General features: G+C 65.1%; 14 protein-coding genes. 6 read left to right on the top strand and 8 right to left on the bottom strand.

Going from position 1 to position 14,445, the window contains the following annotated elements; translation table 11 throughout:
- Positions 1-55: 55 nt before the first annotated feature.
- The 6 genes from GBZ48_RS19615 to GBZ48_RS19590 form a co-directional block, all read right to left on the bottom strand.
- The gene (locus GBZ48_RS19615) at positions 56-1,051 is read right to left on the bottom strand and encodes a branched-chain amino acid ABC transporter permease (protein ID WP_174472526.1); all 996 of its coding nucleotides are present in this window, start codon (positions 1,049-1,051) and stop codon (positions 56-58) included.
- A 4-nt stretch (positions 1,052-1,055) separates the two neighbouring features.
- Positions 1,056-1,943 carry a branched-chain amino acid ABC transporter permease gene (locus GBZ48_RS19610; RefSeq protein WP_174472556.1) on the bottom strand — a complete coding sequence of 296 codons (888 nt, stop codon included), beginning with the start codon at positions 1,941-1,943 and terminating at the stop codon, positions 1,056-1,058.
- 119 nt (positions 1,944-2,062) lie between these two features.
- Positions 2,063-3,292: an ABC transporter substrate-binding protein gene (locus tag GBZ48_RS19605; RefSeq protein WP_174472525.1), complete on the bottom strand. Its 1,230-nt coding sequence runs from the start codon at positions 3,290-3,292 to the stop codon at positions 2,063-2,065.
- A 210-nt stretch (positions 3,293-3,502) separates the two neighbouring features.
- On the bottom strand, positions 3,503-4,795 hold the full coding sequence (locus GBZ48_RS19600) for a cation:proton antiporter (protein ID WP_174472524.1): 1,293 nt from the start codon (positions 4,793-4,795) through the stop codon (positions 3,503-3,505).
- Positions 4,796-5,039: 244 nt separating this feature from the next.
- Positions 5,040-5,513: a MarR family winged helix-turn-helix transcriptional regulator gene (locus tag GBZ48_RS19595; protein WP_045580172.1), complete on the bottom strand. Its 474-nt coding sequence runs from the start codon at positions 5,511-5,513 to the stop codon at positions 5,040-5,042.
- 257 nt (positions 5,514-5,770) lie between these two features.
- On the bottom strand, positions 5,771-6,832 hold the full coding sequence (locus GBZ48_RS19590; protein WP_174472523.1) for an enoyl-CoA hydratase/isomerase family protein: 1,062 nt from the start codon (positions 6,830-6,832) through the stop codon (positions 5,771-5,773).
- A gap of 307 nt (positions 6,833-7,139) precedes the next feature.
- On the opposite strand from GBZ48_RS19590, the gene GBZ48_RS19585 reads away from it, so the two are divergent.
- The 5 genes from GBZ48_RS19585 (at position 7,140) to GBZ48_RS19565 (ending at position 11,661) form a co-directional block, all read left to right on the top strand.
- Complete coding sequence (locus tag GBZ48_RS19585; RefSeq protein ID WP_109050044.1) at positions 7,140-8,033, top strand: diacylglycerol/lipid kinase family protein; 894 nt, start codon at positions 7,140-7,142, stop codon at positions 8,031-8,033.
- Positions 8,034-8,052: 19 nt separating this feature from the next.
- A complete protein-coding gene (locus GBZ48_RS19580; protein WP_343049606.1) occupies positions 8,053-8,979 on the top strand; it encodes a metallophosphoesterase family protein in 927 nt (308 codons plus the stop codon).
- 117 nt (positions 8,980-9,096) lie between these two features.
- On the top strand, positions 9,097-10,101 hold the full coding sequence (hemB, locus tag GBZ48_RS19575; protein WP_174472522.1) for a porphobilinogen synthase: 1,005 nt from the start codon (positions 9,097-9,099) through the stop codon (positions 10,099-10,101).
- A 90-nt stretch (positions 10,102-10,191) separates the two neighbouring features.
- A complete protein-coding gene (locus GBZ48_RS19570; RefSeq protein WP_246307316.1) occupies positions 10,192-10,749 on the top strand; it encodes a YbhB/YbcL family Raf kinase inhibitor-like protein in 558 nt (185 codons plus the stop codon).
- Between the two features lie 51 nt (positions 10,750-10,800).
- Positions 10,801-11,661 (top strand): helix-turn-helix transcriptional regulator, encoded by an 861-nt coding sequence (locus tag GBZ48_RS19565; protein ID WP_174472521.1) that lies wholly within the window; start codon positions 10,801-10,803, stop codon positions 11,659-11,661.
- On the opposite strand, the gene GBZ48_RS19560 is transcribed toward GBZ48_RS19565, so the two are convergent.
- A complete protein-coding gene (locus GBZ48_RS19560) occupies positions 11,633-12,283 on the bottom strand; it encodes a TetR/AcrR family transcriptional regulator (protein ID WP_174472520.1) in 651 nt (216 codons plus the stop codon). The two genes, GBZ48_RS19565 and GBZ48_RS19560, sit on opposite strands and share 29 nt — an antisense overlap.
- 95 nt (positions 12,284-12,378) lie before the next feature.
- On the opposite strand from GBZ48_RS19560, the gene GBZ48_RS19555 reads away from it, so the two are divergent.
- Complete coding sequence (locus GBZ48_RS19555) at positions 12,379-13,362, top strand: aldo/keto reductase (RefSeq protein WP_174472519.1); 984 nt, start codon at positions 12,379-12,381, stop codon at positions 13,360-13,362.
- Positions 13,363-13,421: 59 nt separating this feature from the next.
- Here the strand turns inward: GBZ48_RS19555 and GBZ48_RS19550 are convergent, their stop codons facing one another.
- Positions 13,422-14,444, bottom strand: a complete 1,023-nt coding sequence (locus GBZ48_RS19550; RefSeq protein WP_174472518.1) for a methyltransferase — start codon at positions 14,442-14,444, stop codon at positions 13,422-13,424.
- Position 14,445: the final 1 nt, after the last annotated feature.

The raw sequence follows: 14,445 nt of genomic DNA, 5'->3' as shown, positions 1-14,445 counted from the left end.
CTGTCTTTTTTGTGAAATAGTTCTTATTCGATTTGATCCATCTTAATCAGGGCCGTTATCCGAGACGGCTCTGCTTTCCAAACCGCGCCTGGATTTCCCCGGCAATGCCGCGGCGGAAGACCAGCACGCAGGCGACGAAGATGCAACCGATCACCACCGGCACGGGAAGGCTGGTCGCCGCCAGATAATTCTCCAGTGTCACCACCAGAGCGGCTCCTATCACCGGCCCCGTCAGCGTGCCCATGCCGCCCAGCAGCGTCATCAGCACCACCTCGCCCGACATTTGCCACGTTACGTCGGTCAGCGTCGCCAATTGAAACACGATCGCCTTGGTGCCGCCGGCCAGCCCGGCCAGCGTCGCCGACAGGACAAACGCCATCAACTTGTAACGCTCGGTGCGGTAGCCCAGCGAAATGGCACGCGGTTCATTCTCACGAATCGCCTTCAGAACCTGTCCGAAGGGGGAGTGCACGGTCCGCCAGATGATGGCGAAGCCGATCAGAAAAACGCCCAGCACCGTATAATACATTGCCAGCGGGTTGTTCAGGTCGAAGACGCCGAACAGCACGCCGCGCGGAACCGCCTGGATGCCATCCTCACCATGGGTGAAGGGCAGCTGCAACGCCAGGAAGAACACCATCTGGCTCAGCGCCAGCGTGATCATGGCGAAATAAATGCCCTGGCGACGGATCGCGATGCTGCCGAACAGGATGCCGAGGAATGCCGAGGCCGCGGTGCCAAGCAGAATCCCCAGTTCCGGCGACAGTCCCCACACCTTCACCGTATGGGCCGTGACATAGGCGGCGCTGCCGAAGAAGGCGGCATGGCCGAAGCTGAGCAGACCGCCGAAGCCGATCAGCAGGTTGAAGGCGCAGGCGAACAGCGCGAAACACAGCACCTTCATCAGGAAGACGGGATAGAGCAGAAACGGAACCGCCAGCAGCGCCACCAGCACCGCGAGGGCCCCGACCCGCGCCAGCGTCGACCCCGTTGCCGACGCCTGGGAAGCCTTCCCGGATGCCCGGATGCCGCTTTGCGAATGAAGGCTCATGCGCTCACCTCTCCCGTCCGAACAGGCCGGCTGGCTTGATCATCAGCACCACCGCCATGATGACGAAGACCACGATGTTGGAGGCCTCCGGGTAGAAGACCTTGGTCAGCCCCTCCAGCAGGCCAAGCCCATAACCGGTCAGCACGGCTCCCAGGATCGACCCCATGCCGCCGATCACCACCACCGCGAACACCACGATGATCAGGTTCGATCCCATCAGCGGCGACACCTGGTAGATCGGCGCCGCCAGCACGCCGGCAAGCCCGGCCAACGCCACGCCGAAGGCATAGGTCAGCGTGATCATCCGCGGGACATTGATGCCGAAGGCCTGAACCAGAACCGGATTTTCCGTCGCCGCGCGCAGATAGGCGCCCAGCTTCGTCTTCTCGATGGCGATCCAGGTGCTGATGCAGACAACCAGGGAAGCGACGACCACCCAGCCGCGATAGTTGGGCAGGAACATGAAGCCGAGATTCTGCCCGCCCTTCAGCGCGTCGGGAATGGGATAAGGCTGCCCCGAGACGCCATACTGGTGGCGGAACGCACCCTCGACGATCAGCGCCAGCCCGAATGTCAACAGCAGGCCGTAGAGATGATCCAGCTTGTAGAGCCGGGACAGCAGCGTCTTTTCCAGCACCACCCCGAAAAGCCCGACGACCAGCGGCGCCAGAAGCAGCGCCCACCAGTAACCGATGCCCAGTTGGGTCAGCAGCAGCCAGGCGACGAAGGCCCCCATCATGTAAAGCGCGCCATGGGCGAAGTTGATGACGTTCAACATGCCGAAGATCACCGCCAGCCCTAGGCTGAGCAGCGCGTAAAACGATCCGTTGATCAACCCCAGCAAAAGCTGGCCGAACAGCGCCTGGGGCGGAATGCCGAAAATCGTTCCCATCATGAGCGTCGCCCTCTCCAACGGCATCCCCGCCGAACCGGCCCTCTCGGGACCGTCAGGGCGGAGATGCCGCTCCGTCACGTCATGTCTTGTGCTGGCCGGCCATCATTTCGGCACCGTCATTTCGGCAGCTTGCAGCCGCTCTCCTCGAAGCTTGCGAAGGCTTCCTTGCCGGGGATGGTGCGCAGGATCTGGTAATAGTCCCAGGCGCCCTTCGATTCGGACGGCTTTTTCACGCGGGCCAGATACATGTCGTGGACCATGCGGCCGTTCGGCAAGATGGTGCCGTTCTTGGCGAACATGTCGTTGACCGGCATCTCCTTCATCTTGGCGGCGACGGTCGGGCCGTCGTCGGTCCCGGCAGCCTCGATGGCTTTCAGATAATGGCGGACGGCGGAATAGCTGCCGGCCTGCACCATCGTCGGCATCTTACCGTAGCGGTCGAAGAACTTCTTGGACCAGGCACGCGATTCGTCGTCGCGGTCCCAATAGAAGCCGGTGGTCAGCACCAGATCCTGGGCGACCTGAAGCCCCAGCGCATGCACGTCGGACAGGAAGATCAGCAGGCCGGCGAGCTTCTGCTGGCCGCTCTGCGTCAGGCCGAATTCCGACGCCTGCTTGATCGAGGTGATGGTATCGCCGCCGGCGTTGGCAAGGCCGACGATCTTGGCGCCCGACGCCTGCGCCTGGAGCAGGAAGGAGGAGAAGTCGGCGGAGTTCAGCGGCGCCTTCACCGAACCGACGACCTTGCCGCCCGCCTTCTTCACCTCGACCGAGGTGTCGGCCTCCAGCTGATGGCCGAAAGCGTAGTCGGCGGTGATGAAGAACCAGCTGTCGCCGCCCTCCTTCACCATCGCCTGACCGGTGCCGACGGCCAGCGCATGGGTGTCGTAGGGCCAGTGGAAGCCGGTTGGGGAACAGGCGTCGCCGGTCAGACGCGAGGTGGCCGGACCTTCCATCAGGAAGATCTTCTTCTTCTCCTTGGTCACTTCCTGTACGGCCAGCGCCACACCGGAGTTGGGCACATCGACGATCACATCGACGCCATCCTGGTCGATCCATTGGCGGGCGAGGTTGGCGCCGATGTCCGGCTTGTTCTGGTGGTCGGCGGAGATGATCTCGATGGGCTTGCCCAAAATCTTGTTGCCGAACTCCTCCGCCGCCATGCGGGCGGCGATGACCGATCCCTCGCCGCCGAGGTCGGCATAGAGGCCCGAACGGTCATTCAGCACACCGATCTTGACCATGTCGCCGGACAGCTTGCCCTGCTGGGCCATGGCAGGCCCGGTGGACATGACACCGATCGTCAGGGCAGCAAGGGCGGCACTGGCCAGAAGACGTGCGATCATGCGTGAATTCCTCCCCCTCAGCGTTGCGTTGCGCATAGTGCGGGCGCCCGTTCGGATCGGTTCGTCCGGCGGGTCCCGGACGGTCGTGCCGGCCTGCTCATTTGGTTTCATCGGAAACCGTCAGGCCGTGCGCGCCGTCCCTTCCCATTCACTATGCAGGGGCATCACCTTGTACGGAAAGCTGAATTTCAGCTTCACAAACAATTTTCATCAAGGGTCTGCCGAAACGCCCGCTTTTTCCATTCGGCGGTGTATGGAGCCGTCCGGCGGCGGGTCGGCGGCCTGTCGGCGCCGGTCGATCCGCCGCATGATCGGCGTCACCGTGGTTCCGTGAACGAGAATCGAGAGCAGCACGATCAACCCGGTGATCGCCCACAGCGCGTTCGGCACGTCGAACTCCGCTGCGTTCAGCGCATAGGCGATGTAATAGATGCTGCCCATGCCGCGGATGCCGAAGAAACCGATGGCCAGCTTCTCGCCGACCGGCATCGCCACGCCGGTCAGCCCGACCACCCCCGCCACCGGACGCACCAGAAGCAGGATGACCGCCGCGGCCCCCACGGCGCTCCAGGACAGGGCGTCGATCAGGCCATGCGCGATCGTCCCACCGAACAGCACGAGCATCATCATCATCATCAGCCGCTCGGTCTGCTCGACGAAGTCGTGCAAACGCTCGTGGTATTCGCTGTTGCGCTCCGCGTCGCGCAGGGCGAGCGCGGCGACGAAGACGGCGACGAATCCATATCCACTGGCAAGTTCCGTCAGGCCATAAGCGATCAGCGTGATGCCGAGCGACACGAACCCGTCGCCCGTCCGCGACAGGTTGGCGCGGTTCGGCACACGGAACGTGACATAGCCGAGAAAACGCCCGACCAGCCAACCGACACCGACTCCGGCCACCAGCTTCCAGACCACGTCCAACAGCACCCAGTGTTCCAGCAGGTCCCAGGGCGGATTGCCGTTGAGCAGCGCCACCCCGATGGCGAGATGGACGAAGGGAAAGGCCAGCCCGTCATTCAGCCCGGCCTCGGAAGTCAGACTGAAACGGATCTCGTCCTCCTCACCCGATTTCGGCGGACCAACCTGGATGTCGGAGGCAAGGACCGGATCGGTGGGCGCCAGAGCCGCCCCCAGCAGGATCGAAGCCGGGAGAGGAAAATCGAGCCAGTACCAACCGATCAGGGCGATCATGAGAATCGACAACGGCATGGTGATGCCCAGCAGGCGCCACGTGATGATCCAGCGCCGCCATCCGATGCGGCGGTCCAGCTTCAGCCCCGCACCCATCAGGGAAATGATGACGATGAGTTCGGTCAGCCGCTCGGTCGCTTCCGGAAAGGCCAGCGGCTCCGGGTTTTCCAGTTCCAGCGTTCCGAAGACCAAAAATCCCAAACCGACGCAGATGATCGGCAGGGACAGCGGCAATTCCCTCAGCACCATCGGCAGCCACGCCACCAGCAGGATCAGGAATCCCAGCCCCACCAACATGACCGTGTAAGACATGCGCCGTCCATTGCCATGATCGCTTCGGCACAGCAATAGGGCCACGCCAAGGCCAATACACGACAACGCACGAAGTCGCGAATAGGTTCAGCGCGGGCGCAAGAAGACTTGCGGAATGGATGGCGAAGGTGCCGGCTCAATCGCTCGCGCTTCCCTGCCCGCACTGAAAGGACACAATGGGAAGCTTGAACCCGATGCCGCCCGCGGGAGCCGGAACCGCGGGGGCCGTCGCAAAATCGGCCGGTCAGGCCGCCGAGGTCATCGGAAACCCGCTGTAGTCGAGCGAGGCCGACCAGAAACGTTCCAGCTTGCGCAGGGTCTCATTGGCCTTGGTCAGTTCCTCGTCGCTGAAGCCGGCCTTTTCCAGGGCGGTCAGATGACGTTCGAACATGACGCTGATCTTCTCGCGCAAATCCAGGCCCTTTTCCGACAGGCGGACACGGACCGAACGGCGGTCGTGCGGGGAGCGTTCCTGGCCGAGATAGCCGTTCTCGACCATCTTCTTGACGTTGTAGGAGACGTTGGAGCCCAGATAATAACCGCGCGCGGTCAGTTCGCCGACCGTCATCTCGTCTTCGCCGATGTTGTACAGGATCAGGCTCTGGACGTTGTTGATGTCCTGGATGCCGAGCCGGTCCAACTCAGTCTTGAGCACTTCAAGAAAGTGGCGGTGAAGCCGCTCGATCAACAGAATGCTCTCATAATAAGGTTTGCGCACCGCGGTCTCCTTTGGCTCTAACCGGCCGTTCCCCGCGCAAGGACGATACCGGGACCTTAAAGCGAGATTAACCGATCATTCGTCGGCAATCATCTTAATAATTCCAGAAAAAGTCTGGCACAACCCGTCTGTACAGGCCCCTTTCGCAGGGTACCCCCGGCGAAAGGCTTTCGACCGGGCGGCAGGTCCCGCATAAGCAAAAAGGGGAAGGCCACGCAATCGGTGCGTGACCTTCGTCCCCTCGGCATCGCCTATGGTCAGTCCCGGAACACGAGATCGCCGCCAGCCGGTTCTGCGAAGTGCCGCTCGACATCCGACGGACCGACATCGGTCAGCTCGGCCGGCTTCCATTTCGGGTTCTTGTCCTTGTCGACCAGGACGGCGCGGATACCCTCGTAGAAATCGTCGCCGGCCAGACAGGCGAGGCTGAGGCGCAGCTCCTGCACCATACAGCCTTCGAAATCCAGCTTGGCGCCACGGCGCAGGGCGGCCAGCGTCACCTTCAGGCTGGTCGGCGACACCCGGCGCAGGATGGCGACCTGACCGGTCGCCCACTCGGTTCCCTCGGCCTCCAGCGCTTTGACAATGGCTTCTACACTGTCGAAGGCGTAGCAGCGGTCGACCGCCGCGCGGATGCCGCTCACCGCTGCATCGCCAGCCTCGCCTCGGTGGGCGGCGACGGCTTCGTCGGGCGGGACGCCGGCAGCAAGATCGTCGATCAGGGCGTCGATCTTGGCGCTCGGCACGAAGGCGTCGGCGGCACCGATGGCAAGCAGGTCGGCCGCCTTCAGCCGGTCACCGGTCAACCCCAGCCAGATGCCGACCTGCCCCGGCAGGCGCGGCAGGAAATAGGTGCCGCCGACGTCGGGATAGAGGCCGATGCCGGTTTCCGGCATGGCGAACAGGGTGCGCTCGGTGACGATGCGGTGGGTGCCATGCACCGACAGTCCAACGCCGCCGCCCATGGAGATGCCGTCGATCAGCGCGACATAGGGCTTGGAGAGGCGCTTGATCAACCGGTTCAGCACATATTCCTCGCTGAAGAAGGCACGGACCGGCCCGGTGTCGCCACGTCCCTCCTTGGCGGCCTTGCCTGCCTCATACAGGCTGACGACGTCGCCGCCGGCGCAGAAGGCCTTTTCGCCGGCACCGCGAATCACGACGGCCTTGACCTCCGGATCGGCGTTCCAGGCCCGCAACTGCGGATCGAACAGCCTGATCATGCCCAGCGTCAGCGCGTTCAGCGCCTTGGGCCGGTTGAGCGTGACGAGGCCGATGGCGCCCCGACGTTCGAACAGAATCTCAGCAGCGTCGCTCATCGTCTTGTATTTTCTCAATTATCGTTGCGAATCGGGCGGTGGCGGGGCATCTGCGCCATCCCTGCCGTGCATCCCTTTGCGCGTCAGGACGGCAGCATCGGCCGGTACCGATGATACGGGAGCGGGCGGCGCTGTCAAACCCACCATACGGATCCGGATGTTGGCCCATGACGGTCCGGTACGGCCAATCAGGAACATCGCCCCTCTTGGACCGTTGCGCTCACGCTCTCATCTGAAGACGAGACCCCATTCGACTTCTCAGGGAAAGTCAGATGCCGATGCCGTTCAACAGCCTGCCGGGTGCGCCATGAAGATCGGAATCGTCCTGAACCGGCAGGCGGGCTCTTTGGTCGATCGGCCCATCGACCGCGCCGAGACGGCGATCCGCACAGCATTCGAACGGCATGGCGCGACCGTAGACCTCCACACCGTCGACGGCGCGCAGTGCACCGACACGATCCAGCGGGTGCTGGACTCCGATGCCGAGGCCGTTGTGGTCGGCGGCGGCGACGGCACGCTGCACAGCGCGGTGAAGCTGGCGCTTCCGAAGGGCAAGACGCTTGGCGTGATTCCGTTAGGAACTCTCAACCTGTTAGCCCGTGATCTTCATGTTCCGCTGGAACTGGAGGATGCAGCGGAGGCACTGGCTGCGGGCCGGATCCGCGCCATCGACATCGCCGAGGTGAACGGGGAGCCCTACACCAACAGTTCGGTTCTGGGCTTCTATCCGCAGGTGGTTCAGGAACGCGAACGCCAGCGCAAGCAGCACCGGCTGCTGAAATGGCCCGGTGCCGCCGTGGCCTTGGCGAAGACGCTGTACCGGCTGCCGATGCTGGATGTCCGGCTGGACTGGGGCGAGGGGCCGCGGCGGATGCGCACGCCGATTCTGGTGGTCTCCAACAACGTCTATGACGATGGGTTCGGGCTCGTCCTCTCCCGCCAAGCGCTCGATGCCGGGAAACTCGGGGTTTATGTGGCCCGCGAGCGGAACGCCTTCGCGATGTTGCGGTTGATGGGACGTCTGGTTGCCGGTTCTTGGAAGCAGGACGAAGGGCTGGAGACCTATGCGGTGACCAACCTGACGGTCCACAGCCGCAGGCACCACCTGAAGATGGTCAACGATGGCGAGATCCGGAAACTGCACGCCCCGCTGCATTATCGGATTCTCCCCGGTGCACTGAAGGTTCTGGCGCCCGGCTGAGAGAAAGGATGAGGATGGCGTGAAACGGCTCGCTCACATCTCCGACCTGCATTTCGGGCGGATCGACCCGCGCGTGGTCGATGGCCTGCTGGCCGACCTGACCGCGCAGGCTCCCGACCTGATCGTCATTTCAGGCGATTTCGTTCAGCGGGCCAAGGCGCGCCATTTCGAGGAGGCGCGGGCCTTCCTGCAAAAATTGCCGTTTCCTTACATGGCTGTACCGGGAAATCATGACATCCCGGTTTATAATGTGTTCAAGCGCTTCACCGACCCGTTCGGCCATTACCGGCGCTACATCACCAGCGACTTCAGTCCGCTGCACATCGACGACGAGATCGCGGTGCTGGGCATCAACACCGCCCGTCCCGTGATCATGGATTTTTCCGAAGGGCGGATGAACAAGCGGCAGATCGCGCGGGTCCGGGAGGTCTTCTGCGGAATGCCGGACAGAATGTTCAAGGTGCTGTTCACCCACCATCCCTTCCTGCCGCCGCCCGACCTGCCCAAGACCCAGCTGGTCGGCCGCCACAAGCTGGCGCTGCCCGCGTTGGAAAGCTGCGGCGTCGACCTACTGCTGGCCGGGCATCTGCACAAGGCCTATTCCGGCGACATCATGAGCTTTCACACCCAGGTCGCCCGGTCCATCCTGGTCGCCCAGGCCTCCACCGCCACCTCAACCCGCCTGCGAAACGAGGCGAACGCCTATAACCTCATCACCGTCGCCCACCCCACTGTGACGTTCGAGGTGCGGTCCTGGGAGGGTGCGGCCTTTACCGGCGGACTGGTGTCCAGTTATCGCAAGGAAGGCAGCCGCTGGGTCCTGCAGGCGCAGGACACCGGCTTCCGGCCGGTCGGCTCCGATGGTTCCACCGTCGCCGATCCGATGGCTGCCCGATGGGAATCGGTTGCCCGACATGCAAGCGGGGAGGCTCGTGGCGGGGCATGAGACCTGCGCAAGGCTGCCGGCTCGGTCTCTAAGGACCGGAACTGCCCCTGTTGCTTGAGTTCACTAAGAGGGAAGGCGTAGGATCGCCGCACTCGTTCTAAGTGCATGGTTCTTCCGATGTCGATCACCCTGCCCGCCGCCTTCCCGCGCACCCGTCTGCGCCGCAACCGCACCGATGCCTGGACCCGCCGTCTGGTCGCCGAGAACACGCTGACCGCCGATGATCTGATCTGGCCGGTCTTCGTGATCGAAGGCGAGAGCCGGCGGGAACCCGTCGCCTCGATGCCCGGGGTGGAACGCTTGACCATCGACCTGCTGTGCGAGGCGGTGGTGGAAGCCGGCGCGCTGGGCATTCCCTGCATCGCGCTGTTTCCGGTCGTCGGCTCCGAGGGAAAGTCGGAGGATGCGGCGGAATCCTACAATCCCGAGAATCTGATGAATCGTGCCATCCGCGCGGTGAAGGCCGCCGCCCCCGATGTCGGCATCCTGGGCGACGTGGCACTCGACCCCTATACGACGCATGGGCATGACGGCCTCCTGCGCGACGGCTACATCCAGAACGACGAGACGGTCGAGGTTCTGATCCGTCAGGCTCTGTCGCAGGCGGAGGCAGGCGTCGACATCGTCGCCCCGTCCGACATGATGGACGGCCGCATCGGCGCCATCCGCGACACGCTGGATGCCGAGGGGTATCAGCTGACCCGTGTCTGTTCCTACGCCGCCAAATACGCATCCGCCTTCTATGGCCCGTTCCGCGACGCGGTGAATTCGGGCGGCTTCCTGAAGGGCGACAAGACCACCTACCAGATGGACCCCGCCAACACCGACGAGGCCCTGCGCGAGGTCGCCTGCGACCTGCAGGAGGGTGCGGACATGGTGATGGTGAAGCCGGGCCTGCCTTACCTCGACGTCATCCGGCGGGTGAAGGACCAGTTCGCGGTCCCGACCTTCGCCTACCACGTGTCGGGCGAGTACGCGATGCTGCGCGCCGCGTCCGGCAATGGCTGGCTGAATTACGACAAGGCTCTGCTGGAAACGCTGATGGGTTTCAAGCGGGCCGGCTGCGACGCCATCCTGACCTATGGCGCGGTGGATGCGGCAAGGCTGCTCAAGCAGGGCTGAGCAGTTCGGGACCGTCTTTGAGCCGTTCGGGGCCGCGGAGAGATCCGCGGCCATTTATCGTCAGGGCATCCCGAACGACGGAGACGCCCGATGACCGCTGAATTTCCCGTCCGCATGGCTCTGCTGACCGCCCTGCTGCTGGCCGCCTCGCCCGCCGCGGCGTTCGAACTGCACAGCCCCGATTTCACCGACAAATCGCCGATCCCCGAGCGCAACGTGTTCGCCGGCTTCGGTTGTACCGGCGGCAACCAGTCGCCGGCCCTGACCTGGACGGCGCCACCGGCCGGCACGCGCAGCCTGGCCGTCACCATCTACGATCCGGATGCACCGACCGGCAGCGGCTGGTGGCATTGGGTTGTGTTCAACCTGCCGCCCGACAGCCGCGGCCTGCCCGCGGGTGCCGGCGATGCTGCCAAGCCGACCCTGCCAGCCGGCGCCATGCAGAGCCGCACCGACTTCGGCCCCTCCGGCTACGGTGGTCCCTGCCCGCCGCAGGGTGACAAGCCGCACCGCTATATCGTCACCGTCCATGCGCTGAAGGTCGACAGCCTGCCCCTGCCCGCAGACGCATCGGGCGCCATGGTCGGTTTCAACCTGAACGCCGCCAGCTTAGGCAAGGCAACGCTGACAGCACATTACGGCCGTTGATCGCCTGTGCCCACCAGCCCTAGGATCAGCCCAGGCCGAAGGATAAACGCCATGGGTCCCGATCTGCTCGCCCGCCTGTCCCGCTTCGCCGCCCACGACCTGCGTCCCGGCGGCGGCGACCGGCCGCACCGGCCGGAGCTGTGGGCCTTCATCGCCCACGACCGCGAGCGTCTGGCCGAGGTGCAGATCGAGCGCACCGCCCTGATCGCGGTGCTGGAAGGCACCAAGGAGCTGACCGACCAATCCGGCACAACCCGCCGCTTCCCGGCCGGCAGCGCCATGCTGCTGCCGCCGGGCTGGTCCGGGGCGGTGGTGAACGATCCGAGCAGCGGCGGACGTTACCGTGCGCTGGTGCTGGAGTTCCCGGCGGAGATGGTCCGGCGTCTTCTGCGAGCCCATGGCACGGAAGGGCTGACACAGCGCACCCGGCCCGGCGACTGGCATGTCACCCTGACGCCGTCCCTGACCGACGCCATCCACCATGCCGCCGCCGGTCTCACCGCCAACCCTCCGCTTCCGCCCAAACTGTCGGAGCATCGCTGCATGGAAGTGCTGCTAGCCTTGCTGGAGGATGGTGTCTGGTGGCTGGGGCCGGTGGCGCCGACCGGGACCGCCGACGCGGTGCGCCAACTGCTGCGGACCCAGCCCGACATTCCCTGGACCGCGGAGCGCGTGGCCGGGGCGCTCAATCTCAGCACCGGGACGCTGCGGCGCCGATTGAGCGACGAGGGGTGCTCGGTCCGCAGCATCCTGACGGAAGAACGGGTTGCCCACGCCCGCGACCTGCTGGAAAGCGAAGGGCTGAGCGTGCAGGAAGCGGCGGAGGCCTGCGGTTATGCCAACCGCTCCCATTTCGCCCGCCGCATCCGGGAAGCGATGGGCGTCAACCCGTCGAACCTGCGGGGACGCTGACCGGCGCAGCACCGTAGGCGCGGATCAGGGCTGCGACCGAATCGGCGATCACCGTCTCCGGGTCGGCGGTGACCGGCAGGCCCAACATGGTCGGCCAGAACAGAACCTCCTTCATGCCGCCCAGCAGCTGGGTCGCCACCACATGCGGATCCGGCGCGTTCAGCCGGCCGCGGGCATGCTGGGCGGCGATGTAGTCGTCCAGCAACGCATAGGCCTGGCTCTTGCCGCCCTCCAGATAGTCCTGCGACAGTTCGGGAAAGCGCTGATGCTCGGCGATCACCAGACGCAGGAGGCCGCGCACCTCCGGCCGGCCGGTATGGACCAGCAGGGATCGCAGGAACACCGGAAGAGCCTGCTCCGGCGGCTGGTCGTGGCGCAGCAGGCTTTGTCCGTCCTCGCTGCGGAACCCTTCATAGAGTTCCGACACAACGGCCTGGAACAGCTCCCGCTTGCCGGGAAAATGATTGTAGACGGTGCGCTTCGACACGTTGGCGTCGGCGGCGATGGCGTCCATCGACGAAGCCTCGTAGCCATGTGTCAGGAAGGCGCGCGTCGCCGCCTCCACCACCGCTTCCCGTTTGACCGAACCGCGCGAGCCCCCCCCCGCCTGAGACGTTGACATTCCCCACCCTCGAAGTACACTGCACAGTGTAGTGTAGTTGTTGCCGCAGGCTCCCAGGGTAATCCGCCCGGCCGCGGCACGGGAGGGGTAAAGCGATGAAACAGCGCAACATCGGTGGCATTCTCTCGGTTTCCGAAATCGGCCTCGGCTGCATGGGCATGTCGGAGTTCTATGGCCCGACCGACGATGCCCAGTCGCTCACCACCCTGGAGCGGGCGTTGGAGCTTGGCGTCACCCACTACGACACCGCCGACATGTATGGCAGCGGACACAACGAATCGCTGCTCGCGCGCTTCCTGGACGGCAAGCGTGACCGGGTGACGTTCGCCACCAAGTTCGGCATCGTCCGCCAGCCAGGCGAGTATTCCCGCCGGGTGGATACCAGCCCGGCCTATGTGGCCCAGGCCTGCGACGCTTCGCTGAAGCGGCTGGGGGTGGAGACCATTGATCTCTACTATGCACACCGCATCAACCCGGACATCCCAGTGGAAGAGACGGTCGGCGCCATGGCCGATCTGGTCAAGGCGGGCAAGGTCCGGGCGCTCGGCCTGTCGGAGGTGTCCGCGGCGACCTTGCGCCGAGCCCACGCCGTCCACCCCATCGCCGCGGTGCAGAGCGAATATTCGCTGTGGACCCGCGATGTGGAGGCTGCGGTGCTGCCGGCCTGCCGCGACCTCGGCATTTCGCTGGTTGCCTACGCACCGCTTGGCCGCGGCATGCTGACGGGGGCGGTCAGCAGCCCCGACCAGTTCGCCGAGAACGACTTCCGCCGCGTGGCACCACGCTTTGCCGACGACAATTTCGACCGCAATCTGGCCTTGGTCGAACAGGTCAAGGCACTTGCGGCGCAGAAAGGCTGTACGCCGGGGCAAGTGGCACTGGCCTGGCTGCTGGCCCAGGGCCCGGACATTCTGCCGATCCCGGGCACCAAGCGGATCAAGTATCTGGAGGAGAATGTCGGTGCCGCAGCGGTGATGCTGACCGATGCCGAGGTCAAGGCGCTGAGCGACGCGCTTCCGCCGGGCGCGGCAGCGGGGGACCGCTACACCGCGGAGGGGATGCGCGGAGTGAATGTGTAAGGTGCGATGACGGACGATGGGAGGCGGCATGGTCTGCCGCCTCCCATATCCTACACGTGCTACTTCGGCGTTCCCGACCAGACCTGGAACTGGGTGGTTTCCGTCAGCATGTCGCTGTGCCCGAACGCCGCCTTGAACAGCTTGCCGACGCCGGCAGTCCGTTGCGTCACCGCCACCAGCGTGCCGCGCAGCTTCAGATACTGCTTCGTCCCCGCCACCAGCGCGTCGAGCATGCCGAAATCCTCGTCCTTGCCGCGGTGGAGCGGCGGGTTGGACAGGATCAGGCCGAAACGGTCGCGGGTGCCCAGGCCGGTCAAGCCGTCGCTCAGCACCAGTTCGGCGTCCGGCACATTCTGACGGGCGGCGTGCAAGGCCACCGCATCGATGTCCAGCAGGGTCAGCGGCGCGTCGGGCTGGCGTTCACGCACGGCCCGTGCGATCACCCCGGCGCCGCAGCCGAAATCCAGCACGCGGGTGCCGGCCGCCACCTCGGGCAGCACCTTCAGCAGGCATTCGGTGCCGGCATCCAGATGACCGTGGGCGAACAGGCCGGGATAGGACACCAGCTCCAGCGTCCGGTCAGGCAGAGTGAGGGTGACGGTCTGCCGCCAATCCTCCAGAGCCCCCTTGGCCGGTGCATCGGTGCGCCGGGTCAGCAGCAGCCGGGCGCGCCGTTTGATGATCAGCGTTTCCGGCTCTTCCGTCAGCCCGTCCAGATGTTTCGCGGCGCTGGTCACGCCTTCATCGTTGCCGCCGGTGATCCACAGCGGGGCACCGGGGGCAAGGCGGGAGGCAAGCGCATGCAAGGCCATCTCGAATCCGGCCCAGCCGCGCGGCAGGCGCAACACGGCGCCGTCGAACGGCCCCTCCGCCGGCCAGGGGGTGGCGGCTTGCCCGCCTGTGGCGAGACGGTTCCACACCACCACGTCCGCACCGCCATCGCGGAGCGCGTCGGCGATGGCGCCGTCGCTGTCGAAGGCGACGAGAATCCGGCCCTGCGGCCGGATGTCGGACAGGGCTTCGGCAGCCACGGCGGCGACGGTGGAGTCGCGGTCCGTGGCCCGATTGTCGAGGCGTGCCACC

The organism is Azospirillum melinis, from assembly GCF_013340935.1.
Taxonomy (GTDB): domain Bacteria; phylum Pseudomonadota; class Alphaproteobacteria; order Azospirillales; family Azospirillaceae; genus Azospirillum; species Azospirillum melinis.
This window is presented reverse-complemented; position numbering and strand designations above follow the sequence as displayed.

What these genes read in the sequence shown, in the direction of transcription:
- GBZ48_RS19615 (WP_174472526.1), bottom strand. Translation starts at nt 1,051, where the DNA reads ATGAGCCTTCATTCGCAAAGCGGCATCCGGGCATCCGGGAAGGCTTCC.
- GBZ48_RS19610 (WP_174472556.1), bottom strand. Translation starts at nt 1,943, where the DNA reads ATGGGAACGATTTTCGGCATTCCGCCCCAGGCGCTGTTCGGCCAGCTT.
- GBZ48_RS19605 (WP_174472525.1), bottom strand. Translation starts at nt 3,292, where the DNA reads ATGATCGCACGTCTTCTGGCCAGTGCCGCCCTTGCTGCCCTGACGATC.
- GBZ48_RS19600 (WP_174472524.1), bottom strand. Translation starts at nt 4,795, where the DNA reads ATGTCTTACACGGTCATGTTGGTGGGGCTGGGATTCCTGATCCTGCTG.
- GBZ48_RS19590 (WP_174472523.1), bottom strand. Translation starts at nt 6,832, where the DNA reads ATGAGCGACGCTGCTGAGATTCTGTTCGAACGTCGGGGCGCCATCGGC.
- GBZ48_RS19585 (WP_109050044.1), top strand. Translation starts at nt 7,140, where the DNA reads ATGAAGATCGGAATCGTCCTGAACCGGCAGGCGGGCTCTTTGGTCGAT.
- hemB (WP_174472522.1), top strand. Translation starts at nt 9,097, where the DNA reads ATGTCGATCACCCTGCCCGCCGCCTTCCCGCGCACCCGTCTGCGCCGC.
- GBZ48_RS19570 (WP_246307316.1), top strand. Translation starts at nt 10,192, where the DNA reads ATGACCGCTGAATTTCCCGTCCGCATGGCTCTGCTGACCGCCCTGCTG.
- GBZ48_RS19565 (WP_174472521.1), top strand. Translation starts at nt 10,801, where the DNA reads ATGGGTCCCGATCTGCTCGCCCGCCTGTCCCGCTTCGCCGCCCACGAC.
- GBZ48_RS19560 (WP_174472520.1), bottom strand. Translation starts at nt 12,283, where the DNA reads ATGTCAACGTCTCAGGCGGGGGGGGGCTCGCGCGGTTCGGTCAAACGG.
- GBZ48_RS19555 (WP_174472519.1), top strand. Translation starts at nt 12,379, where the DNA reads ATGAAACAGCGCAACATCGGTGGCATTCTCTCGGTTTCCGAAATCGGC.